Origin of the sequence: Hahella sp. HNIBRBA332 (assembly GCF_030719035.1) — a bacterium.
Lineage (GTDB): Bacteria > Pseudomonadota > Gammaproteobacteria > Pseudomonadales > Oleiphilaceae > Hahella.
In genome coordinates this window covers 5,459,842-5,482,019 of the sequence record NZ_CP132203.1, presented here as the reverse complement: position 1 = coordinate 5,482,019, position 22,178 = coordinate 5,459,842, and the positions used below count along the sequence as shown (strand labels likewise).

General features: G+C 57.8%; 18 protein-coding genes. 9 read left to right on the top strand and 9 right to left on the bottom strand.

Translation table 11 applies throughout. The features are described 5' to 3' along the window. Positions 1-221 precede the first annotated feature (221 nt). The 4 genes from O5O45_RS24235 to O5O45_RS24220 all read left to right on the top strand — a co-directional run bounded on the left by O5O45_RS24235 (position 222) and on the right by O5O45_RS24220 (position 4,309). Positions 222-665 (top strand): hypothetical protein, encoded by a 444-nt coding sequence (locus tag O5O45_RS24235; protein WP_305901890.1) that lies wholly within the window; start codon positions 222-224, stop codon positions 663-665. 72 nt (positions 666-737) lie between these two features. Continuing rightward, positions 738-1,778 carry a selenide, water dikinase SelD gene (gene selD, locus O5O45_RS24230; protein WP_305901889.1) on the top strand — a complete coding sequence of 347 codons (1,041 nt, stop codon included), beginning with the start codon at positions 738-740 and terminating at the stop codon, positions 1,776-1,778. Continuing rightward, the gene (gene mnmH / locus O5O45_RS24225; protein WP_305901888.1) at positions 1,779-2,918 is read left to right on the top strand and encodes a tRNA 2-selenouridine(34) synthase MnmH; all 1,140 of its coding nucleotides are present in this window, start codon (positions 1,779-1,781) and stop codon (positions 2,916-2,918) included. Next, positions 2,831-4,309, top strand: coding sequence for an esterase/lipase family protein (locus O5O45_RS24220; RefSeq protein ID WP_305901887.1), 1,479 nt, complete (start codon positions 2,831-2,833; stop codon positions 4,307-4,309). Before mnmH ends, O5O45_RS24220 begins: the two co-directional genes overlap by 88 nt. Position 4,310: 1 nt before the next feature. Here O5O45_RS24220 and O5O45_RS24215 read toward each other — a convergent pair whose 3' ends face one another. After that, positions 4,311-4,937, bottom strand: a complete 627-nt coding sequence (locus tag O5O45_RS24215) for a YopT-type cysteine protease domain-containing protein (protein ID WP_305901886.1) — start codon at positions 4,935-4,937, stop codon at positions 4,311-4,313. A 579-nt stretch (positions 4,938-5,516) separates the two neighbouring features. Between O5O45_RS24215 and O5O45_RS24210 the strand changes: the two genes are divergently transcribed. Continuing rightward, positions 5,517-5,945: a hypothetical protein gene (locus O5O45_RS24210; RefSeq protein ID WP_305901885.1), complete on the top strand. Its 429-nt coding sequence runs from the start codon at positions 5,517-5,519 to the stop codon at positions 5,943-5,945. A 41-nt stretch (positions 5,946-5,986) separates the two neighbouring features. On the opposite strand, the gene O5O45_RS24205 is transcribed toward O5O45_RS24210, so the two are convergent. Next, entirely contained in the window at positions 5,987-6,805 is an 819-nt protein-coding gene (locus tag O5O45_RS24205) for a DUF1186 domain-containing protein (protein WP_305901884.1), read from the bottom strand. Between the two features lie 126 nt (positions 6,806-6,931). Between O5O45_RS24205 and O5O45_RS24200 the strand changes: the two genes are divergently transcribed. Continuing rightward, positions 6,932-7,726 (top strand): hypothetical protein, encoded by a 795-nt coding sequence (locus O5O45_RS24200; protein WP_305901883.1) that lies wholly within the window; start codon positions 6,932-6,934, stop codon positions 7,724-7,726. Positions 7,727-7,799: 73 nt separating this feature from the next. On the opposite strand, the gene O5O45_RS24195 is transcribed toward O5O45_RS24200, so the two are convergent. The 5 genes from O5O45_RS24195 to O5O45_RS24175 form a co-directional block, all read right to left on the bottom strand. Next, positions 7,800-8,375, bottom strand: coding sequence for a YceI family protein (locus tag O5O45_RS24195; protein WP_305901882.1), 576 nt, complete (start codon positions 8,373-8,375; stop codon positions 7,800-7,802). Between the two features lie 452 nt (positions 8,376-8,827). Further along, the gene (locus O5O45_RS24190) at positions 8,828-9,349 is read right to left on the bottom strand and encodes a DUF6843 domain-containing protein (protein ID WP_305901881.1); all 522 of its coding nucleotides are present in this window, start codon (positions 9,347-9,349) and stop codon (positions 8,828-8,830) included. Between the two features lie 212 nt (positions 9,350-9,561). Beyond that, positions 9,562-13,140, bottom strand: a complete 3,579-nt coding sequence (gene pulA, locus O5O45_RS24185) for a pullulanase-type alpha-1,6-glucosidase (RefSeq protein WP_305901880.1) — start codon at positions 13,138-13,140, stop codon at positions 9,562-9,564. A 321-nt stretch (positions 13,141-13,461) separates the two neighbouring features. Further along, a complete protein-coding gene (locus O5O45_RS24180) occupies positions 13,462-14,721 on the bottom strand; it encodes an ABC transporter substrate-binding protein (RefSeq protein ID WP_305901879.1) in 1,260 nt (419 codons plus the stop codon). Between the two features lie 520 nt (positions 14,722-15,241). Beyond that, positions 15,242-15,829, bottom strand: a complete 588-nt coding sequence (locus tag O5O45_RS24175; RefSeq protein WP_305901878.1) for a cysteine hydrolase family protein — start codon at positions 15,827-15,829, stop codon at positions 15,242-15,244. Between the two features lie 176 nt (positions 15,830-16,005). Here O5O45_RS24175 and O5O45_RS24170 point away from each other — a divergent pair, with 176 nt between their 5' ends. Together O5O45_RS24170 and O5O45_RS24165 are read left to right on the top strand one after the other, a co-directional pair. Continuing rightward, a complete protein-coding gene (locus O5O45_RS24170; RefSeq protein WP_305901877.1) occupies positions 16,006-16,995 on the top strand; it encodes a GlxA family transcriptional regulator in 990 nt (329 codons plus the stop codon). 86 nt (positions 16,996-17,081) lie between these two features. Then, positions 17,082-18,638: a methyl-accepting chemotaxis protein gene (locus O5O45_RS24165; RefSeq protein WP_305901876.1), complete on the top strand. Its 1,557-nt coding sequence runs from the start codon at positions 17,082-17,084 to the stop codon at positions 18,636-18,638. Here O5O45_RS24165 and O5O45_RS24160 read toward each other — a convergent pair. Both O5O45_RS24160 and O5O45_RS24155 read right to left on the bottom strand, forming a co-directional pair. After that, positions 18,628-20,052: an HDOD domain-containing protein gene (locus O5O45_RS24160; RefSeq protein ID WP_305901875.1), complete on the bottom strand. Its 1,425-nt coding sequence runs from the start codon at positions 20,050-20,052 to the stop codon at positions 18,628-18,630. The two genes, O5O45_RS24165 and O5O45_RS24160, sit on opposite strands and share 11 nt — an antisense overlap. A 116-nt stretch (positions 20,053-20,168) precedes the next feature. Beyond that, positions 20,169-21,071, bottom strand: a complete 903-nt coding sequence (locus O5O45_RS24155) for an SDR family oxidoreductase (RefSeq protein WP_305901874.1) — start codon at positions 21,069-21,071, stop codon at positions 20,169-20,171. 132 nt (positions 21,072-21,203) lie between these two features. On the opposite strand from O5O45_RS24155, the gene O5O45_RS24150 reads away from it, so the two are divergent. Continuing rightward, positions 21,204-22,130, top strand: a complete 927-nt coding sequence (locus tag O5O45_RS24150; protein WP_305901873.1) for a DMT family transporter — start codon at positions 21,204-21,206, stop codon at positions 22,128-22,130. Positions 22,131-22,178 lie beyond the last annotated feature (48 nt).

Genomic DNA, 22,178 nt, shown 5'->3' with positions numbered 1-22,178 from the left:
GCATCGCTTGTTGTAACTGTTTGATCAATACAGACTTTTGACTAACCAGGAAAAATTTGACGCAAATACGCCTGCGCTGACATCAGAGCATACTCTCCCGATACGCAGCTGTGATACCTTATTCATCAGGCAGACAAATAGCTTCCTTCTATCTGTCTGCAACGACAGGACCTGAACATGTCAGGCCCTTTGCTCTTCCGTCTTCAAGGAGTGATCTTCTCGTGTATGAAATTCTCGACGCTATCGCCGACAGTTATAACCCGTTGCTTGGTCTGGTGACGCTGATGCTGTTGGCTTACACCCTGTGGCGTCGTCGCTGGGCGGCGGCAGGCCGATTGTCGCAGACGTTATTTGGCGGCCTGGCTATCGCCTACACGGTGCAGTGGCTTGATCACTCCCTGGATATATGGCCGGCGCTGGGCATGGATTACAGTACGCACTCCGCCGTGGCGATGGTCATCACCCTCAGCCTGATCGCCGCTGCGCCGCGTTTGCGAATACCTGCGTTGATCGGGTTGCTGGGATACGCATTGCTGATGCTGTATCAGGAGTATCACAGCGTTGCTGATATCTTCTCCACCGCCCTGGTCATTACGCCCTTGTGGTGTGGAGTGCTCCTGCTTTCCCGTGCGGTCTCCAGGGAAGTCGCGACGCAGTCGGCATAGCAGCGTTCAGCGCTGTGACAAGGCGCCTGCGAAGACCTATCATACGTCCTTCCATCGTCAACGGAGGGGCGTATGCAAGACGCATCGATCAAGCTCACGGAATTTAGTCACGGCGCTGGCTGCGGCTGTAAGATTTCTCCTGCAATTCTCGACCGCATTCTTCTTTCCCAATTGCCGCCCATCAACGATCCCCGGCTGCTGGTGGGCAACGCGTCGAAAGACGACGCCGCCGCCTATGATCTGGGCGACGGTCGCATCATTCTCAGCACCACGGATTTTTTCATGCCCATCGTCGACGACCCGTTCGACTTTGGACGCATCGCCGCCGCCAACGCCATCAGCGATATTTACGCCATGGGCGGCGAACCTTTGATGGCGGTGGCCATCCTCGGTTGGCCGGTCAATACTCTGCCGGCGGAGATCGCCCAGCGCGTGGTGGAAGGCGGTCGCCACACCTGTCATGAAGCGGGAATCATGCTGGCGGGCGGACACAGCATTGATGCGCCGGAGCCGATTTTCGGGCTGGCGGTGACCGGCTCCACCACCCATGCAAATCTCAAGCGCAACGACGCCGCTGTCGCCGGCAGCCTGCTCTATCTCACCAAGCCACTGGGCGTCGGCGTACTGACCACCGCGCAGAAGCAAAAGAAATTACAGCCGCAACACGCCCACTTGGCTTTGGAGCAAATGTGCGCGTTGAACCGGGTTGGCGCGGAGGCGGCGCGTTTGGCGGAAGTCTGCGCGATGACCGACGTGACGGGGTTCGGACTGATGGGACATCTGCTGGAGATGTGCGAAGGCTCCGGATTGAAGGCGCAATTGAGTTACGAAGCTATTCCCCGCCTGGCGCCGGTGTTGGATTATATCCAGCAAGGCTGCGTTCCCGGTGGCGCGCGGCGTAATTTCGATAGTTATGGTGCGCGTCTGGGGGCAATGACGGAGGAACAGCGTCTGCTGCTTTGCGATCCCCAGACCAGCGGAGGACTGCTTATCGCTGTCTCCCCTGAGGGCCGGCAGGCCTTGGAGCGGGTGCTGGAGGACGCCAGCATAGCGCCTGCGTTGATAGGAACCTTGCAGACCTATCGCGATGGGCCGCGCATAGAGGTGGCGTGAATGAGCGGATCAGAGGACAGACAGGATACGGACGATTACCTCAATGTGTTCTTGTCCGGCGCGCCGTTGCTGGATACGCGCGCACCTGTGGAGTTTCACAAAGGCGCGTTTCCCGACGCCGTTAATCTGCCGCTGATGACGGATGACGAACGGGCGCAGGTAGGGAGTTGTTATAAGCGCCACGGTCAACAGGCGGCGATAGAGCTGGGGCATCGATTGGTGCATGGCGAGGTGAAAGACGCGCGGGTGCAAGGCTGGCGGGAGTTCGCGCAGCGGCATCCGCACGGATATTTGTACTGCTTTCGCGGTGGCCTGCGCTCCAGCATTTGTCAGCAGTGGCTGGCGGAAAGCGGTGTGGCGTACCCGCGTATTCTGGGTGGATATAAGGCCATGCGGCGCTTCCTGATAGAGTCCATGGAAAGGATTTGCCAGGAAGCCCGTTTTGTTCTGCTGGCGGGGCATACTGGCGGCGGAAAGACCGACTTGCTGTCACATATTCCGGGGGCGGTGGATCTGGAGGAGCTGGCCCATCATCGCGGCAGCGCCTTTGGCCGGCGCGCTGACGCTCAGCCCTCGCAAATCGACTTTGAGAACGCTCTGGCGGTGGCGTTGTTGCGCCAGCGCCATGGATTCGCAGGCGCGCCGCTCTTGCTGGAGGATGAAAGTCATCTGATTGGACGCTGCGCATTGCCGCAGTGCCTGCGGCAGGCCATGGCGCAGGCGCCGCTGGTGGTGGTTGAGGTCGCGCTGGAACAACGAGTGGAACACAGTTTTCGTAACTATATTCTGCATAAATTAGACGAGTGGCGACGCAGCCAGGGCGAGGAAGAAGGTTTTGAGCGCTTTGCCGACGACCTGCGCCAATCGATATTCAACATCCGCACGCGTCTGGGCGGGCTGCGCTATCAACAACTGAGCGAGATGCTGGAGGCGGCGCTGGCGCGGCATCGGCGGGGAGACCCCGCCTCGCACCGGGATTGGATCAGACGTTTACTGGAAGACTACTATGATCCTATGTACGCCTATCAACTGAACAAGCGTGCGGAGCGTATTTGTTTTCGCGGAGATGCGGCGGCGGTGCGCGATTATTTCGCGCATTGGTCGCCAAAGGCGGCGACAGTGAGGGACGAGCGACTTTGACCGACATGTGCGGTCGCAATGCCGAAGGGCGGGAGAGAGCGATGGCGGACAGCGAGACAAAACCCCTGAATTGGCGACGTTGGGGCGGCCTTGGGCAGGCGGCCCTGAACGGCGTCTTCGGTGATTATCTGGCGCGACGGGGCAATCCGTTAGCGATTGAGATGGCCTTTTATCATCAGCGACGGCCGTTGCCGTTGGATGAGACGCTGGCGCTGCGTTCCGGGCTGGTGCTTTCCAATAAAGTCGTCGTCTTGCTGCACGGACTCACCAACCTGGAAAGCGTTTGGGACATCAAACCCAGGCAAACCGATGCAGTTATGGAGCCCAAACCGGATAATTACGGCCTTAGACTGCAACGGGACTTCGGGTACACCCCACTGTTTCTGCGTTACAACAGTGGACTGCCGGTGCGGGAGAACGGACTGCGCTTTTGCCAGTTAATGACGGGTTTACTCGCCGCTTATCCTATGGAAATTGACGAAATCATCCTGATTGGTTTCAGCATGGGCGGACTGGTGATGCGCAGCGCGCAGAAATCGGCGGACCTGTCCGACGCTCCCTGGTTGCCGAAACTCAAACGTTGTTTCTACATCGGCAGCCCCCACGAAGGATCTCCATTTGAACAAATGGGCCATCGCTTCAGCGCATTGGTGCGCGAGTTTCCCCGGGATTACATCAGTCAGTGGGCGGATTGGATCGACGGCCGCAGCGAGGGCATCCGCGACCTGCGCGAGGGGCTGGACCCGGCGCCGTCGGTGACCCCGGGTCGCGGCTTTTATCCTGGCGCCAGGCACTGCTTTATTAGTGGATCGCTGTCTTCCAAAAACGACAGCCTCATCAACAAACTGGTCGGCGACAGTCTGGTCACCCAGACCAGCGCTCATCCCCGCGCAGCGCCGGCGGACAGCCGCTTCGCTCATTTCGAGGGCGTGCCGCATATTCCCTTGGCGCACTGTAATCGTGTGTATCGCCAGATTCGGCAATGGTGTGAAGAGGACGCGTCCCTGGGAAGTGCGCAGCCGTTGCGTCAAACCATTTCACTGACGCCGGTTGCCTCTACTGAGACGGCGGTATGGCGAGATGGACGGTTGGCGGCGGGAATGGTGGATCTGTTGGCGGATGGCTATCTGCAAACGGTGGGCGCGGTGGAGTCCATGCATCGGGCCATCGCCCGCGACCCTCAGGAGGTGCTGACCAGGATTCCGTTGGTGAGGCCGGTGGCGAGAGTGGTGGATGAAACCCACAAGGGCGTCGCCGGCGTCGTATACGGTTCGCTGAAATGGGGAGGGAAGCTGGTGCAGGGAGGAACCCGGCTCGTCGTCGGACGTTGGGCTGGTAAGAGGTCGGATGGACGCCGCCGGGAAGACGACGATCCGATCGTTGACGAGTAAATCAAATGGGCGCCACGCACTTCACCATATGCGAGGTGACGGTTCCGCCGTAGTAGGTTCTGAATTTACGGAACCATTTATGGAACTCTGCTTCCGGCACGTGAAACTCGCCATAATTGGGATCGAACACGACGATGGTGGCGTTATTGGGAACGAGCTGTCCCTGACGGCCTGATACGGAGCGGAAGAAGCCGATTGTATGCGCGCCGTCGGCGCCGACCACTTTCATCGGAAACCAGAAAGAATAGATGTAACCGGCGTATTGCGGCGTCAGCAACTCGCTTTCCAGCCAGCGCTGGCTGAAGTGAGAGTAGTCTTTGAGGAGCGCGACTTCTTTTAGGCCGCGTATCTGTATCATCAGTTTGTCCGCCATCTTGTAGGCATTGCCGCCTTCTTCCCAGCGATCCCCAAAGGCCTTCTGCAGTACCGGGTTACCGGCGCCGGAACGCACTCCTAACTTCGCCATTCGCTGTTTGGCGCGCCTGATGTCGCCGTTGTCGTGAAACATCAGGCTCAGCCAGTTGATGGTGAAGTTATGGCAAGCGCCCTCTGAAGCGGCTTGAGATCGTCCCGTCAGTCCCAACATGGCCACCGTCTGGTCAAACTCCGCTATCCTTCTGATAATCATGACTACCTCTACTACTCAAAAAAAGACGATGCGCGTGGAGTCAGCCTGGAGGCGTCACTCCGCGCGCAAAACTTCGACTTGGGTTTTCAGGGGAAGTTCATAAGTTTATGAAAAATAAGCGTTAAATAAATTTAATAGTGATCAATTAACTTGGGTGTCTATGGGTGCTTTTAACTGGATAGAGCTGCAAGAGCGCTGTCCCGCTTGCCAGCAGGTAACGAACATTCTTGCTCAAACCCGCATGTGCTCCGACTTTGATGGGGACGAGTCAGGGCGCTTTTGCGATCGGACCTATCAAGTTGGGCAAAGCATGGCATGGTGGCCCGCCTCTGACCCCAGATTTAGTGAATGGAATGCCGAACGCACCACCACAGGGGATGACCATCAGAATCTCGAATGTTGTTACAGCACTTGTGCATCATGCGGCGCAAGCTTGTATGTTGTGCTGGCGTTTAACACTTGCGCGCCGAGCAAAGTGCTTGAGGTTGGTTTAGAGTCACAATGGCCGGAGGAGCACTTAAGATAACCCTTTAAGTTCTGGCTGGCGCTTATCTGAGTGTATTGCAGAGAGGTAAAGTGATGAACGACAAAGATGTTTTTTTAACAACCACGGCGGAAATAAACGCTATGAACGCCTGTGATTTGGCGTCCGTCCCCAGTAATAAAGCGCTGCTGCAGGAGAAGCTGACGTTGATGAAGCCCGTGATGAGCGAGGAGGGCGTCAGGTTTTGGGATGATTTTCTCTATGAATGCGAGGAGGCGACGGAGCATCTGGAGTTGGAAGAGGACTGTGAAGACTGGGACCGCCAGCGGTTATCCAGATATATTGCGACGGTAATTCATGAGAGCGGTGTCTATAACCTGCTTGGATTTCCTCAGGGCAGGACTGCGCAGCTGTTTAATCTGCAAGCCTTGTCAGAAACAGAAATAGCGGAAATCTATGAGCGGATCGAGAAAGTACAGTGGCGCATCATGGAGCTGTGCGTGGCGGAGCGTATGACGGCCTGACTTCTTGATCAGCCAGGCCGAGTGGATGGCAAGCGAGTTGCTCAACTCATCCCACAACACTTTTTGTATTTATGGCCGCTGCCGCACACACAGGGATCGTTACGGCCGATTTTGCGATTGATGGGAAGCGGTGGTGGTTCGGGCTCTTCCTGTTGGCGTTGTGCGCCATATTCTTCCAGATCCAGTAGTTCCTCAATGCTGAGGCGGGGCGTGGAGCGTTCTTTGCGGAATCCCAGGCTGATTTCCGCATCCTCCAGATCGCCGCCGCAGATCAGGTCCACGCAGTTGAATGCGTATAAGCGGCGGATGCCGTCAATGGCCTGAGCGGCGTTCAGCTCCAGCAGGCGCGCCACTAATATGCCGTTGAGGACCTTGGCGGATCGGTTCGGAAACTCCATGTATGCACAGAAAATCTCCACCACCTGATCTTTGTGCGCCGGGTGAGCGACGGCGATAGCCGCCAGCGCCTTGACCGCCAGAGCGGGAATCAGCTCATCCTCGGCGGGTTCCTGCAGCTTTCTCGCCAGCGGCGCGATGGCCACCGGACCGATCATGGCGAAGGTGCGGTGAATTTCCGCCAGGGCCCAGTCCTGGATATAGAGAAAGTCGAAACTGTGCAGCAAAGGCATAACGGCCCGTTCCGCCTGTAATTGCCCCAGCGTGCGACAGGCGTGCAACGACGCCCATGACAGGCTGTTATTTTCGTCTTCGAGATTAAGAGTCTCATCCGTCAAAACCTGGATAAGTTCGGGGATGTCATCCTGGTTAAAACCGTACTGCGCCACGTAGTCCGGCCAGTCGAAATCTTTGGGAGGGCCGATATTCAGCAAGGCTTTGATTTTAGGATTATTCGTGATCATAAAATGCGTTGGTTCCAACTTATCCTTCGGTCGGGAATAAAAGGGCGCTGCGCGCAATTGAGTCGCGCCCCGAAAAAGTGCTTAAATGCGCGGCGGAAGGATATCAGGTGAGATCGCGGCGCTTAAGTGGAAATTGCAAACTTCAACAACGCGGATGCGGAAGCATGCCCTAATCGATCAGAAAACCGGCGCAACAGGCTGTTTTGGGCGGCGACGTTAAGCTCCGCGCTGGCGCATTTGGTATTTTTGTTGATGCCTTCGATGGAGAAATCTCCCGCTCCGCGAGCGCAAATCTCCACTATCAGCGTTCAGTTGGATTTCTCCTCGAATCACTCTCAGCTCCCTGTAGAGCCCTTAGCTGAGCCGGAGGCTTCTGCGAACGATACGCCGATAGTTGAATCCGAGCCCACGCCGCCAATTTCTGCGCCTCCGCCAGCCCCCAAACCGCAGCAAACGAAGCCGACCGAACCTAAGCGGAGCGTCGCCAACGCGCCAACGGCGCCCACTGAAACCGAGACGCCGATACCGGAAAAGAAGCCTGCAGTGACGACCATAAGGGTGCAGGACGCCCCCGCCGTTAAACCACCAAAGAAAAGGTTGCTGGATAGCGCACTGGGATACGCCCGCGACAATGCGATGGCTGATGACGATGAGTCGGCGCCAAAACGTTTTGACCGTCGTCTGGATCAGGCGCTCACGGACGCGAAAATCTATAACCAGGAGGGCGAATACCCGCCTGACGCCGTGGAGAGTTTTCAGGACAACGCCGGGCGCCGTTTCGTTAAAGTGCAGGGAGGCGGTTGCTTTGAACTGGTGACCGAGGAAATGAACCGGCGCAAAGGCGACGTCTGGTACTTTTCCGACGGCTGCGGAGGCGCTGATGACGATAAAATCAAAATCGATTTTAAGAATCTGAATTAGAGTGGCGTGTTACGGCGTCGCCGAATCAACGCAGAAAGCGTGATCCCCCGCCTGGGCGGGGGATGCGGCCGCCTTATTTGGCGTCAAACGTCAAATTGAAGGTGACGGGAACGGAAATGCTGATGGAAGGCAGCTTGGCGATATCCTTGAGCTTCATGACGCCGTCTTTCAGAGCGAAATCCGCAGCGTTGATAACCAGCGGCTGTAGAGTGGAAACCACGACCTGCTTGTCGGAAACGCGATTGATCACGACTTCCGCTTTCACTTCTTTCTTCACATCGTGCAGTTCCAGAGAACCGTCAAGGCTGGTCACGATGGAGGCGCCTGGAGTGGCTTTTTTCAGCAGCTCTGGATCGAGTTTTACGCTGTAGGTCGCTTTCGGGAATTGTCCGGTCTGGAAAAGCTCTTTCTTCATCCGCTCATTACGGATATCGATGTTGGTGGCCACGCTGTTCAGGTCGATTTCCAATACGGCTTCGCCTGCGTCGCTGATGCTGCCGCTCAATTGACCGAAGTGGTGCACTTCCGCTACGTCGGTGGCCTTGATGGAAATAAAGCTTAACTTAGACTCTTCGTTGTTCAGCTGCCAGTTCGCAAATACAGAGCTGCTGATGCAACACAAGCCCGCCAATAACCATTTTGCTTTCACGTTTTCACCTCGCTGTGAATGTATAAATTAATCCCTGGTTTCGGAACGTAACTCGGGATGGGTACTGCAAAAGGCGGTTACTGTACCAGAAAATGACCTGGATTAAATAAAGTATAAATATAAAGCTTTTGTTAAATTTTACTAATATTCAATGGGTTGCAAGACAGCTTGTTACTTTTGCGAAGGGGTGAGACAAGATGAAACGACTTCCTGAAGAGGTCGGCTAAAGGGGCGGTGCTTTCTTAAGTAGGTCGGGAAAAAGAAGCAGCTCGAAAAAATGTAGGTTGGAAAAGCGAAGCGCCTTCCAACGCGGCTGACCAGCCAGTGATTCGCTCCCAAGTCAGTATTAAGTTGGCGGTTGTGAAAAACGGGGCGTTGGATGGCGCGTTGCTTATCCAACCTACGTTTTTCTAAGACCCTGGTTTCCCCGATCGCATTGAAAGAAGAAAATACTATGGGCACTGGAATGGGTGTTTATCCAAATACTCTTCTAATCCAAACTGATTTTTTCCCTCCAGCACGTCTGCTTTTAACCCGACATAGTAAGACTGGTATGTCACGCTGCAGGGAATGCTTGGGTCTGAAATAACCCCAACGCCGCCGCCAAAAATCGTAAGCTCAGGGTCGTTTCTGTTTTCTGGCGTATCATGCAGGCTCGTTGTCCATCTGCCTTTAATTTCTACGCGCTGGCCGTCTTCCCCGACGTAGTAATATTTTACGTCTTCTGTGGCTATCCAACCTTCGTTAAGTTCCCCTTGGGTTAGCAAAACGCCTGATGGGGGAATTTCATAAACCCGACTCTTTTTCTCATATCTGACAGGCTCTCCTGCAGGCGTGTTAAACAGGATATAAAACTTACCTACAAAATTATCAGGCAATAGATAGATTTCGGGTTCTGGCGAAGCCGCTTTTTCTCCACAGGCGGCGACAAGCGACATGGAGATCAGCAAGAGGCAGATAGGTAACTTATTCATTGGCTTTGACTATCGAGACAGGGTGACTCGCAGTATTTAGGAGAAAGCCGTCGCCTTCAATGGACTAAAAGGCATAGCGTCAAGTAAACGAATAAGGGGCGAGGAAAAAAGCTTGAGGAAACGAAGTGGCTGGCTGGCTCAAAAAGCAAACCGACGCTTGAGCCATTGCTGGCGTCAAGCGTCGGATGGAATGAATGGCTTGTCTGAAGAGGTTACTTCATATCAGCCACAGTGGCAGTGGTCACGGTCAGTGTGGTCGCATCTTTGTCGGATGCGTTAAAGCGGAAGGTGACCTGGGCCTCTTCCGTCAAGGTCAGGCTGAGGTTATCGCCGCCTGCAGTGAGCGCGGCGGTTTCCCCTGGCGTTAGCGTCAGGCCGCCGCCGAAGTTGATGGCCGCCCAGTCCGCATCGGCGATTTTCAGGCCGTAGCTGCCCGCCGCCAGGGTCAGGGTGGCGATATAGTCGCCATTGCTGCTGAACGTCAGGGGTGTTTCAGTCCCCCAGCCGTTCATGTCGCCGCGCAGGTATACCGTGGTCGCGCCATACGGTGGAATCGCAGAGGGGTCTTTGTTGCCGTAATTCACCGGCAGGCCGGCGCCTTGCGACGCGCCCTGGGGTTTGACGAAGACCGCGCTGGTGAGGGCGGGGATGGTGAAGCTGTCGCCGCTGCTTGTTGCGCCCGCCGCCACAGGATCGGCGCCGGACGCCTGCGCGTCGATCAGTTGGAAACCGCTGGCGCCGGGGACGGCGATGGTTTGCTGCGCGCCGCTGGCGTTGATGATGATCACGATGGCGTCATGGTTGGGGTCCAGGTCGGCCAGGCCGGTTCCATCGTCGATGGACATGGCGATCAGACCGGGAATCTGGCTTGAACCCACATTATGGAAGTCTACTCGCGCTTTGATATCGGCGGCGTTCTCCAGACGGAACAGCTTGCTGCCGCTGCGGACGCGCAGGAAGTCGCGGAATACGGCGGCGGCGTCAGTGATCTGTGCGGTGGACGTCTGCGCATTGACGTTGGCGATCACATTCTGGATCAGCGGCCAGTTGGCGCCGTCTTTGTCTTCTCTGGGCAGACCGACGTTCCAATTGTTGTCGGCGTAGCTGAAGTCCACTTTATTGAACCAGTCGCCGGAGTCGTAACTATCGCGCTGCATGGATTTGGAACGCAGGATGTCCGATCCCATGTGCAGGAACGGCACGCCCTGACTGAGCAAAGGAATGCTGAGCGCGAGCATTTGCATGCGTACGCGATCCTGGGCGCTGACGTCCGTAGCGGCCTTGTATTGGTTGTTATCCCACAGGGTCTGGTTGTCGTGCTTGGAAACGTAGTTGATGGTGTCCGCCGGATCTTTTGCGTAGGCGGTGGGCTGGCCATTGTAATCCAGGTTGGAGCCGACATTGGTGGCCCCGGAGGCGTCCACCAGCACGAAGTCCGTCAGGTTGCCCGCCATGCCGACGCGAATATTATCGGTCAGGCCCAGTAGGGTGGCTTTTTCCGTGTCGGAGCCGCTGTTGAACTCGTTGGGCAGGGTATACAGCCCGTTGGCGAAGCCCTGGTTGGCGCGCAGGCTGTCGGCGGAATCGAAGGGGCCGCCGCCGCGGACTGCGTCACGCAGACGGTCGGTGAAGGTGCCGATCTGACTGCCGCTCATATTGAGCTGCGTGGCCTGGACGAAGCGGGCGTCGTTCTGCACTTCGCCAAAGTTCCAGCCTTCGCCATAGAAGTAGACGTTACTGCGCACGGCGCGCACTTTGGCGAGGGCGGATTCAATGCCGGCTTTGGGATGGTGACCCATCAGGTCGAAGCGGAAAGAGTCGATGTGATAGTCCCGCGCCCACACCACCAGCGAGTCTTCCATCAGCTTTTGGAACATGGCGGCCTCGGTGGCGGTATTGGAGCAGCAGGTGGAGTTCTCCACCGCGCCGGATTCCGGATTCAGACGCTGATAATAACCGGGAACGATTTTATCCAGCACTGACTTTTCCGCCGCGCCGGCGGCGTTGGTGTGGTTGTACACCACATCCATGACGACATTCAGTCCCATGTCATGCAGCGCTTTCACCATGCGACGGAACTCCAGAATGCGCGACGCTCCTTCCGGGTCATTGGCGTAGCCGCCTTCCGGCGCGGTGTAATGGTAGGGATCGTAGCCCCAGTTGAAGCTGTCCAGCGCGCGCAGATCGTTCATCAAGGCCTGGGCGCAGCCGGTGGCGGGATCGCAGGCTTCCAGTACGCTGCGCAACGTAGCGGAGTCCGCTACGGTTCCGTCACCGCACAGAGCGGCCGCACTGTTAAGGGCGCAAAACTCCGCCTTGGTGCTGTCCAGATCGGCGCGGGAGCCGCTGCGCTCGTCAACGGTGGCGATGTCGAAGACCGGCAGCAGGTGTACATGGGTCAAGCCGGCGTCTTTCAAGGCCTGCAAGTGCGTCATGCTTTCACGGCCGGGTTCGGTATAGGCCAGGAACTTGCCGTTATAGGCGGCCGTGCCGTTCTTATCCGCGCCGCTGAAATCGCGCACATGGGTTTCGTAAATGATGATGTCTTCCGGCGCTGACACGGCGTAAGCGGAGGTATCGGCGTCGGCGCTCCAGCCGCTTGGCTGCAGGGCGACGTCGCTCAAATCCGCCACTTGGCTGTATTCGCTGTTGGTGGAGAGGCTGAGCGAATAGGGGTCGGTAACATCGAATGTTTCCACAGCGCCGGTCTGGTAGTGGTAGACCTTCACTTCATAGCGGTAGTAACGGCCGTTGTCGTTCTGATCGCTGGCGAAGGTCCAGACGCCGCTGGCGGGGTCTGCGGTCATGGCGTCGGCGGCAAGCAGGTTTTTATCCGCGTCGTAGCGTTTCACTTTGACGCTTTGCGCGGTGGGCGCCCAGAGTTTGTAGGTGGTGTTTCCGGCGGTGACCGCGCCCAGTTGCGCATCCGCTGCGGCGTCCGCATACAACGCGTCCAGCGCGCCACGGGTCTGCACTTGCGTGGCCCCGCGCAATTCGCCGCCGGCGCTGAATTGCGCCACGACCAGTTGTTCTTTCAGCAACGCTTTGGCGTCGGCGGAGTCGGGCAAAGCCCAGGCGCTGTAAGAGGCGAGATGCGGGAAGCGGGCCTTGACCTGATCACTCAGGCTGGCCGACGTCAGTTCAATCGCTTCGCCGCCGCTCAGCTCGCCAGTGGTGGCGTTCACGGTAATCGCGGCGCTGGCGGAGTGATACAGACGCACGCTGCCGGAGCCGTTATAGGCGATGAGATTGGCGTCCAGCCAATGGGCTTTTGCGCCTTCCAATGCGACGGGAGGGTTCTCCAGCGGGTCAGGGTAGAGCACGGCCACGCCGCTGAAAGAAAATGCGTCGTCGCCCAGGGTCGCTTTGCTGTAGGTATGATCCTGGCCGCCAAGATCCTTGTCGTCGCCTTTGTGCATGATCAGATTGAAGGAGGACCAGGCGGCGTTGTCGAAATCCACCACGTAATAGGTGCCGTATTTTGTGCTCACGCCGGTGGCGGGCAGCGGCTTGGACCAGCTGGTTTCGCCGCCGCTGATATAGTCGCCGGGGCTGAAAGCGGCGCCGGAGGCGTTCCACAGGTGCAGTCCCCAGCCTTCATAGTTGTTGTCTTCGCGTTTGTAGTAAATAACGGCCTGGGAGGCGGTGGGGGTGTAGAGGCCGTCGTCGCCGTTCGAGGAGCCGTCGCCCTTGTCGCCGCCCCCGTTGGAGCAGCCGAACAGGGCCAGAAGTGTTAACGCCAGCAAGGCGTTGACGCCTTGCCTGCAGTTCCATGTAAAACAACGTTTCATAGAGGTACGCCTTTCTGATTATATTTGTTGTTGCTTTGAGTGCGTGTGGTGGAGCTATGCTATAGGCAATGCGCGACGCCCACCAAGCAGTCGTCCAAGCCGCGCTGGCGTCATATTGTATTTGTTAATCAATGGGTTACGTAGTTTATACGGTGGGCGTTTAAATCCAGGTGGCGAAATTCCCCCCTAAAATCCCCCCTGGAGGAGATGGCGCGCTCTTATCCTCCTTGCTGGGGGCGCAGGTCGGCGTGAAAAAGTTAAAAATACGCCCCCAGGGTCATCCCCTGGGGGCGCTGAGAGGCAGCGTCGCCGTCGTGGGCGTCAGTTGATGGCGTAGGAGCCGTAGCGCATGCGCTTGGCCAATGTGACGGTGGCTTTTTCCGGCGTCATCGCTGGATCGTGCAGGAACTCATGCAACACGGCGTAAAACTCTTCCTGCACCCGCGCGGTGGTGGCCATACCGTGGGCGATGCTGGGCAGCAAGCCGCCGCTTTTCTCCGCCGCCAGAAAGTCTTTCCGGCTCAGGCGGGCGCAGTCGTCGAACTGGTCCAGGCTGACATCCATGCGCGCAGGGATGGAGCCCTTCTTCAGATTGAACACATTCTGGAAGGTCTCGCTCATGATCGCGTCCGCCAAGTCCTGCTGTGCGGCTTGAGCGTCTGCGGATTTGAGCTGGAACATCACCAGTGTGTCGATGTTGTAGAGAAACTGGTTGGACGTGCCCGGCATGGGTGCGCAGACGAAATCTTTACCGGCTTTCTGGCCCGCTTTTTCAAACTCGCCTTTGGCCCAGTCGCCCATAAACTGGAACGCGGCCTGACCGTTGATGACCGCCTGGGTGGCGACGTTCCAATCCTGGCTTTTCAAGTCGGTTTTGAAATAGGGCTGCAAGCGGCGGAATTGCGCCAGCACTTTGGTCATGGTGTCGCTTTTAATGACGCCGTAGTCGTTCTCTACGAAGGCCAGACGGTAGAACTCTTCGCCGCCCACCGCCAGCGCGACGGACTCGAATACGGTGGCGTCCTGCCAGGATTGATCGCCATGGGCGATGACCGGATAGCCTTTGGCCTGAATCTTTTTCGCCGCGGCTTCGAATTCTTCCCAGGTGGTGGGAACGGCGACGCCGACGTCATCGAGGATGCGTTTGTTGATCCACATCCAGTTGACCCGATGCACGTTCACCGGGGTAGAGACGTAATGGCCGCGAAATTTAGCGACGTCCGCGATTACGGGGGGAAGCTTTTCATCCCAATGCTGCTTTTGCGCCAGCTCGTCCAGATTCTGCAGAAAACCCAATCTGGCCCAGCGTTCGATATCCGGGCCTTTGACCATGGCGGAGGCGGGCGGATCGCCCTGGATCACGCGTTTTTTCAGTTCGGCGTTAGCGCTCTCGCCGCCGCCTCCTGGCACCACGAAGTCGCGCCAGGCGTGTCCGCGTTTTTTCACCAGATCCTTCAGTACGTCGATGGCGGCGGCCTCTCCCCCGGAGGTCCAATAATGCAATACCTCGACCTCGCCGGCGGAAACGGCCTGGCTTTGCCAGCACAGCGCTAATGAGAGAAGGATCGTTTTCTTATTCATGGGTTTTCTCCTCGTGCGAACTTAAACTGCAGTTCAATTGAGCCACGCTGCTGATTTCCGAAACGACGCCAAACGCCGCAGCCTTTCGGCCCGGCCTCTTAATCGTTTAACGTGCAACGCCCGCACTCCGGCGAGCCCTGGCGTTTTTCCCCGCCTGCCTCCCTGCATTCCGGACAAACTGCAAGGCTGCAATTCGGGCCGGCGTCCTTACCCGCCGCCGACGCTCCAACAGGAAAAGAGTCGGCCCGGCCAAGTTTGCGCGCTTGCTGCGGCTACCTCCCCACGCTAAAGGGGAAACGGGTAAAAGACTTACGGCTTTTGGGAAATTTCATTCGGGAAAGTAATCTGCAGGCGACCCGTGAACTGTCCATACCGAAAAACGCCCGCCATAGGCGGCGTCTATCTCCATCACGGCGGCAAAGGTAACGAAAAGCGGCGGCATTGCAATCGGAAAATGCGGCCGGGCCGTCTGAATGTGACAGACAGCCCGGTTTTATGTTTTTTCTTACAGGGCAGGGAGTTAGATCAGGTTATGTTGTTGCAGGAAGCCATCCGCCGTCGTGACCTCGGCGAAGAAGCCGATAACGCTGGCGAGCATGGCCCGTTGCACTTGCTCCGCGGGGATGCTTTCTCCGTCAAGGACAAGGTTGCGGGTGGCGGTGGCGTCGCCGATCAGGGTGACGCCGTAGCCATGCTCCACAGCGGCGCGCACGGTGGTGTTGACGCACATGTGCGTCATCATGCCGACGATCGCCAGATGTTTGATTTCCTGGTTCTGCAACAGCTGGTCCAGTTCGGTGCGGAGAAAGCTGCTGGGATAGTTTTTTACGACGACGGTTTCATCCGCTTCAGGGGTGACGGAGGCATGGATCTTTTGCCCTTCCGAGCCGGGGAGAAAGAAACCGCGGTCGCCAATCATTTCATGTTGGATGTGAATCACCGGCAAGCCGGCGCGTCGGAATCCCTGCAATACGTTGGCGGCCTTCGCGGCGGCCTGCTCAGATTGATGCAGCTCCATGGTGCCGCCGGGGAAGTAGTCGTTCTGAATGTCGATCAACAGCAATGCCGTATTGGGTAGGTTGATCGCGGGCAGCTTGTTCGTAGTCATGTTGGTTTCCTTTTACAGTCTATGGCGCCAGTTGGTTTTGGGGCTAATTGGGTATCGGGTCAGTGGGCCTGCATCGCCGGAGATTTGGCTCTGGCTGATCAGGTTGAGGACTATCTTAGGGACAGGGGGCGCGCTATGCTGATGTCGTAAACGACAAATGCGGGGTGGATTACGACATGACGCAAACCCAATCAGGCATCAAACGCTACGAGGTGGGCGTGCTGCTTTATCCCACCTCCATGCAGTCGGCGGTATTTGGACTGAAAGACTTGTTGGCCGTCGCGGAAGAATATCGGCGTGAGGCGGCGTCGCCCCATTGGCCAGCGTTGCGGATCAGTTTCTGGCGCACAGGAGAAGACGCCAGCCAGCCGGGTTTGGCCTCCCGTCCTTTGCATGAGGCGTTGCAGGCGGCGCCGGATGTGCTGATCGTACCGCCTTGCTTTGACGCCCTGGCGGTGGATTGGCGCGAACCGGCGCTGACCGCCGGATTGCAGGCGTTGCATGCGCATGGAACTATCATGACGTCCGCCTGCGCCGGCAGCTTCGCCCTGGCGGGCGCCGGTTTGCTGGATGGCCGCAAGGCCACGACCCATTGGCGGTTGGCGAGGGATTTTCAGGCCATGTTCCCGCAGGTTGAGCTGGTGGAGGACGAGTTGCTGGTGGATCAGGGCGACATCGTCACCGCAGGCGGCGTCAGCGCCTGGATGGATCTGGGCCTGCGCATGATTCAACGGGTGACGTCCGCCTCCCTGACCATGAATCTGGGCAAGTTCTTTCTGGTGGATACCGGCCCCCGTCGCCAGCAGTATTATCAATTGTTCGCCCCGGATTTCTCCCATGGCGATGGCGCAGTGCGCAAATTACAGTTGTGGCTGCAGGAGCACATGGCGGAGGAGGTCGCCCTCGAAGACATGGCAGCTGTGGCGCGGGTCAGCGAGCGCACCCTGCAACGGCGTTTCCGTAAAGCCCTGGGGATGTCGCCGCTGCAGTACGTGCAACAACTTCGCATCCAGCGCGCCAGAGAAATGCTGGAAACCAGCGTAACGCCTGTAGAGCGGATTATCTGGGATGTCGGTTACGAAGACCCCAGTTCCTTTCGCAAGCTGTTCAAACTCGCCACCGGCCTGACCATGACAGAGTATCGCGCGCGCTTCCAACCCGCCTGATTGAAGTCAGTTGCTATAGTTGTATTTTGAAAAACAGTTATACCTTGCAAAACGTTTGAGAAATGAATGCAACTGAAGGTGCGACTATGCGAAAGAACCTTCCTGTCACAATGAAAGAGATCAAACTGACGCCGGAGCAAAAGCTGGTGTCCGCCACGGACCTGAAAGGCGTCATTACCCATTGCAATGATGTGTTTGTAACGATCAGCGGATATTCCAAAGAGGAGCTGATCGGCAAACCGCATAACCTGATCCGCCACCCGGATATGCCGCCCGCGGCGTTCAAGGTGATGTGGGAATGTCTGCAAGCGGGAAAGCCCTGGATGGGGCTGGTGAAAAATCGGGCCAAGAGCGGTGATTATTACTGGGTGAACGCCTACGTCACCCCGGTGACGGAGAATAACCGGGTGGTCGGTTATGAGTCGGTGCGCACTTGTCCCGCCCGCAAAGATGTTGAACGGGCGGAAGCCTTGTACCGCAAGATCAATCAAGGAGGCAAAGCGCGGAGTTGGCGTCCGCCGCCATTGGAATATGTGTTGCCTGTGGCTGCGACCCTGGCTTATTTGATCGTCTGGATGATGGGCGCCGTGTCCGGTTGGGTGGGGCCGGCCCTGCTGGCGCTTATGTTGCTCTGCGCCGGTATGGCCGCATACCGGCGCAAGCATCTGGTCGCTACGCTGCAAAAGCTGCTGGAGCGCTCATTCAGTCATCCACTGGCGGTGCTGTCTTATACCGACGGCGACCCGGAAGAGGGGGCGCTGGCGGTGTCGATCATGAGCCTGAAAGCGCGCCTGGACGCGGTATTGACCCGTATTGAGGCGGAATCCGCCCGCTTGTTCGAACGCTCGGGAGAGGGGCTGCATATGGCGGAAATGGCGAGAGAACGCCTGCGTGATCAACAGCGGGAAACCCAGGAAGTGGCGGCGGCCATGCAGCAAATGACCAGCGCCATAAGCTCCGTGTCGGAGCACGTACAGGAAACCGCGGACAAAGCGGAAGAGTCTTCCGAACTGGCCAGGAATGGCCGTGAAGTGGCGGTGGGTACGCGTCGGGCGATTGAAGGATTGCACGGCGTCGTGGAGGAAATCGGCGGCGCGGTGCTGGAGCTGGCGTCGCAGTCGAAGCAAATCGCCCAGGTGGCGCAGATGATCAATCAGGTGGCGGAGCAGACCAATCTCCTGGCGTTAAATGCGGCCATTGAGGCGGCGCGGGCGGGAGAGCAAGGTCGCGGCTTTTCCGTGGTGGCCGACGAAGTACGGCATCTGGCCCAGCGCACGCAGGAATCGACTAAAGAGATCCACCAGATCATTGAAACGCTCACTGCGTTGGCGCAGCGTTCCGTCGCAGTGGCGGAGAGGGGTAAGGCCAGCGCGGGCTCGGGTCTGGAGAAGATGATTGAAGCGGAAACCATGTTGAGCGGCATCGCTGACGCCGTCAGCGCTATCGCCGGTATGGCGATTCAAATGGCGGCGACGGCGGAACAGCAGGCGCAGGCGGCGGAGGAGGTTAACCGACAGGTGGTGAATATCTCTGATCTGGCGGAGTCCAGCTCTACGGCGGCGGGAGAGTCCACCGCCAGCATCGAGCAGCTGCGGGGCGTGGCCGCCAACCTGTATGAACTGGTGACCCGTTTTAAGAACTAGAGCTTTGCGACTGCTCGGATAACTGCAACAAGCCAAGTTGAGCCTGCTGGGTAAAGTGGCAGAAGGAAAAAAACTGCTCTGGGGACGGACGCGTGCGGCAGTCCGCGTTATCGGCGTAAATCATCCCGACAATGCGCGGGCCCACGCGTAACGGCGTGAACATGCTCGGCGTGCGTCCGATCAGGCGGTCGAAGTCCGGTCCCCGCAGAATCCGCCAGGCGGGATCGTCCGCATTGGTGAAGCAGCCGCTTTGCAGCGCTTTCGCCATGGCGGCGAGCAGGCTATCCGAGTCCAGATTGACGCAGAAATTTTCTTTCCAGTGATCCGTATGCGGCCCCAGCACCTTCTTCGCAACCAGCTGTTTCTGGCTGCGGTCGGTCATCAGCAGCGCCACGCGGGTCAGGCCGACGGCGCGGTGCAGGCCTTCCACTACGGTCATCAGTATCAAGTTGATGTCGGGTTTTTCCGTCAGCATCACCGACAGATCGCGCAGAATCTGCAACTGTAACGTTGGATCCGCGGGTTGCGGCGGCGTCTGCTCGCCTGCGTAGCGGGCGTTATGTCCGGGGATATGATTGACGATCTGTTTCATGCCGATGGCGGCGGCGATTTTTGCCGCCTCCTGAGCATTGGTTTTCAGACGCTGCTCCAGGTTGTCCGGCTGTTCGTTCAACTGCGAGGCGACATGGTTGATGGATTGCCGCAATGTGGGGGAATTCCAGCCCTGTTCGGCCTCTTCCACCAGTCCAACGATACTGCGGATCAGCGTCACCATCTGGTTGTCCGCCTTGCCGCCGCTGACCACCGCCTGCAGCAGCGGCCCCAGTTTCCAACAGTCCACCAGACCGCGGGTGATGGCGGGGAAGGTGGCCCCGAGAACCTGTTTCTGGGCGGTGACCGGCTCTTCCCGCACCAGCAGCTCGTCAAGGGCGTCCGCCTGCGGCGTGCGACAGGACCAGAACGCCAGTTCGCCGATATTGCTGAGCAAAGCGGCGATAAAAATCTCTTCACTGCGCGAGGGCGTAAACTTGCCCAGCAGACGCTTGGCCTGCACCGCCGCATGCAGCGCTCGGGCCAGACTTTTCTGTAAATGGATGCGCGGCGATTTGCTTAACAGCGCGTCAATCACCAGAGAGGAAACGGCGATTGAGCGTACGGTTTCGAAGCCCAACAGCATAATGGAGCGACTGATGGTGCTCACCGGCTGACAGGATGGATTATAAAAGGCGGTGTTGGACTGACGAATGACTTGCGAAGTCAGGTCGGCGTCTTTCAAAACGACGTCCGCCAGCTGCTGTACGGAACAGTCGCCGGTAGCGGTGAGCTCGTTGATTTCCCGCATGGTTTCAGAAAGTACGGGCAATTCGACTCGGCTCAGAAAGTCGACCCAGGCTTGGCAATTTTTGGCGATCATTAAAGGTCCCCCCTGTCGCCCAGTATGACCGGCGCAACAGGGGAATTCCGTAACGGTTTTGCAACTGGACTTGTACGGAAGGTGTGAAATCTGTGCAGATTTGCGTTTATAAGTGACTAAATGTTGCGCAACTCCGCCAACATTTCATCCATGAACGGGGTCTTGTAGCCCAGTCCCCTGGCGCGGCGACTGTCCAGGCTCACGTCGCGGGGGCGCTTGGCCGGCATGATGACATCCCTTTGTTTTTGCTCCTGAATCAGGTCTTCATCAAGCCCAAAAGTCCGCGCCAGCGCCTTTAGAAAGTGATGGCGCGAGACGGTCTCAATGCCGCCCAAATGCAGGGTGAGGCCCTGCTGCATCTGGAAAAAGCGCACGATGCCCTGGGCGGCGGTGACGTAGTCCACCGCGGAGCGATATTCATCAATAAAGCCGGTGAGCGCGTCACCCTGACGCAGTCGCTCCAGCCATTGCGACACGCTGCTTGGCTTGAGCAGACCCAGACCGAACATCCAGGGCAGGCGCACGATGGTGGCGAGGGGATGCAGTTCGCGGATCGACACCTCCGCCAATGCCTTGTGCTCGCCATAGCGATTGATGGGGTTCACCGGATCGCTTTCCCGGTATACGCCCTGACGACCGTCGAACACCAGGTCGGTGGAGGTGAACAGCAGCGGAATATTTCTTTCCGCGCACAGGGCGGCGAGCAGGCGCGTCGCCTCCACGTTCACTTGCAGAGAGCGTTCCGGTTGCTGCTGGCAGGTATTGGGATCGGACAGCGCGGCGGCATGGATCACGGCGTCCGGCCTCAGATTGCGGAACATGGCCTGCGTCAGCGCTGCGTCGCACAGATCCTGCCGCACTCGAAACGGCGCCAGATCTTCCGGCAGCGTCAAATGATGGCTCTGCGCCAGCACGTCGTAATCCTGATTCAGCGCCCGGCAGATGTGCGCGCCTAAAAAGCCGCTGGCGCCGGTGACCAGCACTCTGGGTTTTTTGGCATCGTTGGAAAAAAGTTGCATGGAAATCCCTTGTTATTTGGCCTCAGCCTGTTAACGGCAAGTCTGCCATTTAAGGCGGTTGTGATACAATCGGCGGTTTGTTTGCAGCCTTTGGACTTTTTAAATATTCCCTGGGGATTACGGAGGTAGTTGATGAGAGTCGGCGCGTATCGTTCGGAAGCGATGTTGATTGTCGCGGCGGCGATTTGGGGGTTCGCCTTTGTCGCCCAGGTGGCGGGTATGGAGCACGTCGGTCCCTTCACTTTCAACGCCGCCCGCTTTGTGCTCGGCGGTCTGTCCTTGATTCCCCTGCTCATCATATTGCCGCGCCTGCAGCGGGTGGCTCCGGCCAAACCCAAGGCCAAAGGTTTGCTGCTGGGAAGCTGTCTGGCGGGCTTCTTTCTGTTCGCCGGCGCCTCGCTGCAACAAGTGGGGCTGCAGTACACTACCGCCGGTAAGGCGGGTTTCATAACCGGGCTATATATCATCCTGGTGCCAATGTTCGCATTATGCTGGGGACAGCGCGCCGAAGCCAAAATATGGTTTGGCGCGGTATTATGCGTCATCGGTTTGTTTTATCTCAGCGTGCGCGAAGACTTTACCGTCTCCTATGGCGACTCCCTGCAACTGATCGGCGCCGGTTTCTGGGCGGGACATGTGTTGATGATCGGATGGCTGTCTCCCCGTTTTAATCCCTTGCATATTTCCATCTTGCAGTTTCTGGTCTGCGGAATAGTGAGCTGGGCCGTGGCGTTCGCCATAGAAACGCCCACCTGGAGTGGGCTGTGGGGCGCGTCCTGGTCAATCGCCTACGCGGGCTTCATGTCCGTGGGAATCGCCTATACTTTGCAGGTGATCGGCCAGCAGCACGCGCCGGCCACCCGGGTCGCCATCATCATCAGCCTGGAGACGGTTTTCGCGGTGCTGGGCGGATGGCTGATGCTGCAGGAAGTTCTGGACGAAAAAGCCATTTACGGATGTGGTCTTATGCTGGCCGGCATGATAGTTTCGCAGCTGAATTTCAACAGGGGCCGCACCCGTGAGCGAGAGTTGCTGGATTCCGGCGCGGCGGGTTCCTGAACAGGCCTTCCGGCCTGAACGCAACACTTAAAAACGCCTGTTGGACTG

Coding starts and splice junctions, on each gene's coding strand:
- selD (WP_305901889.1), top strand. CDS start 738: ATGCAAGACGCATCGATCAAGCTCACGGAATTTAGTCACGGCGCTGGC.
- mnmH (WP_305901888.1), top strand. CDS start 1,779: ATGAGCGGATCAGAGGACAGACAGGATACGGACGATTACCTCAATGTG.
- O5O45_RS24215 (WP_305901886.1), bottom strand. CDS start 4,937: ATGATTATCAGAAGGATAGCGGAGTTTGACCAGACGGTGGCCATGTTG.
- O5O45_RS24210 (WP_305901885.1), top strand. CDS start 5,517: ATGAACGACAAAGATGTTTTTTTAACAACCACGGCGGAAATAAACGCT.
- O5O45_RS24205 (WP_305901884.1), bottom strand. CDS start 6,805: ATGATCACGAATAATCCTAAAATCAAAGCCTTGCTGAATATCGGCCCT.
- O5O45_RS24190 (WP_305901881.1), bottom strand. CDS start 9,349: ATGAATAAGTTACCTATCTGCCTCTTGCTGATCTCCATGTCGCTTGTC.
- pulA (WP_305901880.1), bottom strand. CDS start 13,140: ATGAAACGTTGTTTTACATGGAACTGCAGGCAAGGCGTCAACGCCTTG.
- O5O45_RS24180 (WP_305901879.1), bottom strand. CDS start 14,721: ATGAATAAGAAAACGATCCTTCTCTCATTAGCGCTGTGCTGGCAAAGC.
- O5O45_RS24175 (WP_305901878.1), bottom strand. CDS start 15,829: ATGACTACGAACAAGCTGCCCGCGATCAACCTACCCAATACGGCATTG.
- O5O45_RS24170 (WP_305901877.1), top strand. CDS start 16,006: ATGACGCAAACCCAATCAGGCATCAAACGCTACGAGGTGGGCGTGCTG.
- O5O45_RS24165 (WP_305901876.1), top strand. CDS start 17,082: ATGCGAAAGAACCTTCCTGTCACAATGAAAGAGATCAAACTGACGCCG.
- O5O45_RS24160 (WP_305901875.1), bottom strand. CDS start 20,052: ATGATCGCCAAAAATTGCCAAGCCTGGGTCGACTTTCTGAGCCGAGTC.
- O5O45_RS24155 (WP_305901874.1), bottom strand. CDS start 21,071: ATGCAACTTTTTTCCAACGATGCCAAAAAACCCAGAGTGCTGGTCACC.
- O5O45_RS24150 (WP_305901873.1), top strand. CDS start 21,204: ATGAGAGTCGGCGCGTATCGTTCGGAAGCGATGTTGATTGTCGCGGCG.